The sequence below is a fragment of the Kitasatospora sp. NPDC002522 genome, from assembly GCF_053595195.1.
This window is the reverse complement of record NZ_JBSFXE010000110.1, coordinates 1-1,776: the sequence shown is the minus strand read 5'-3', so window position 1 is coordinate 1,776 and position 1,776 is coordinate 1. Positions and strand designations below refer to the sequence as shown.

Sequence of the window (1,776 nt, the reverse complement as noted above, 5' to 3'; positions counted from 1 at the left end):
AGATCCGCCGGGTGAAAGGCTGTTTGGAGGGGGAACGACCGATGACCGAGCGCACTCTCGGGGCGCTGGCCAGCTCGCCGATCGGGTTCGGGGCGCCGTAGCCCCAGCCCTGTCCTTCCAGAAAGAGCTCGCTGTCGGCGCGTTGACGCCCTGTCAGGTGATCGGTGGTCATCAGCCGGACCGCAGCCGTGGAGAGGATGCGCCGACCGTCCTCGGCCAGCCCGCCCGCGAGCAGCATCCGCCCGAACGCGTACATGTCGTCGACGGTCGACACCAGCCCGCCCGCGCCGGACGGGAAGGCGGGCGGGGTGCTCCACTGCCCGTCCGGCGGGTCGATCAGGCGCAGCTCGCCGCCCGGCGCCGGTTGGTAGAGCGGCCCGAGTCGGCCGAGTTGTTCGGGAGTCGCGAAGAATCCGGTGTCGGTCATGCCCAGCGGTCGGAGGATCCGCTCCGCCAGCACCTCGCCCAGCGGCTCGCCGAGCGCGCGGGCGACGAGCACGCCCTGGATGTCGGAGCTGGTGTTGTAGAGCCAGCCCTCGCCGGGTTGGTGCAGCAGCGGGATCCGCCCGAGCCGGTCCATCCACTCGTCCGGTGCCGCCACCCTCTGGGGCTGGGGCGGCCCTTGGCTCAGTTCACTCGCGAGCAGCCGGGCGGTGGGCAGCCCGAAGTCCGCGGAGAAGCCGTACCCGGCCCGCGACTCGAGGACGTCCCGCACGGTGATCGGTCGCGTGGCCGCGAGCGTGTCCGTCACCGGTGAGGACGGCGTCCGCACCACCTGAGGCTCGGCGAGCTCCGGCAGCCAGCGGGCAACCGGATCGTCCAGCCCGAGGATTCCCTCGTCGATCAGCTGGAGCACCGCCGCCGCCATGACCGGTTTCCCGATCGAGGCGATCCGCACCAGGGACTCCCGCATCAACTCCCCGACGGCGGCGACCTCCACCTCCCGTCCGCGCGCCACCAACCCGACCGCGCCCGGCACCAGGCCGTCCGCGACGAACCGCTCCAGCAACTCCCGCAGCGTGCGCATCTTTGTCCCCTTTCGGCCGCTTCCGCACCTTGCACTCAGAGTGTGCCCCGCGTCCACGCAGTGCCCAAGGCCCGATCGGCTGGGCTCGCCGGACCGAACGGATTCCCCTTTCACACCGTCTGGTTGACGCCCCATCAACCACTCGGCTGACGCCGGGGTCCACCGCAGTCGCGTTTCGCCGCCGCGCGGCCCGGCGCGACAAGCACTGGCCCCGCCTGCGCCGCTCCGTCCGACCCGGCGAGTAGCGTGGACGAGGTCCGCGACCGCCCGTCCGGAGGGGCCTGCCATGCCGAACGTCGTCTACTTGGTGTCGGTGTCGATCGACGGCTACTTCGAGGGCCCGGACCGTGACCTGGGCTGGCAACTGGTCGACGAGGAGCTGCATCAGCACTTCAACCGGCGGGTGGCCGCGATGGGCGGGCTGCTGAGCGGTCGGGTCACCCACGAGCTGATGGCCTCGGTCTGGCCCACTGCCGACCAGGACCCGGAGAGCAGCCCGGCGATGGCCGAGTTCGCCGGCATCTGGCGCGACATGCCGAAGACCGTCTACTCCCGCACCCTCACCCACGCCGAGTGGAACACCACCATCGTCCGCAGCGTCGACCCCGCGGCGATCGCCGCACTCAAATCCTCCGCCTCCGGTGACCTGGCCGTCAGCGGCGCCGAGCTGACCGCCGAGTTCCGCCGACTCGACCTGATCGACGAGTACAGCATCTACGTCCACCCGGTGGTCCTGGGCCGCGGCCGAC

At 71.5% G+C, this 1,776-nt stretch carries 2 protein-coding genes; one reads left to right on the top strand and one right to left on the bottom strand.

What is annotated here, in order from left to right:
- Nucleotides 1-1,027 (bottom strand): serine hydrolase domain-containing protein (locus tag ACWD4U_RS34695; protein WP_449787412.1); only part of this gene is annotated, 1,027 nt, incomplete at its 3' end.
- Between the two features lie 286 nt (nucleotides 1,028-1,313).
- Between ACWD4U_RS34695 and ACWD4U_RS34690 the strand changes: the two genes are divergently transcribed.
- Nucleotides 1,314-1,776 (top strand): dihydrofolate reductase family protein (locus ACWD4U_RS34690; RefSeq protein WP_449787411.1); only part of this gene is annotated, 463 nt, incomplete at its 3' end.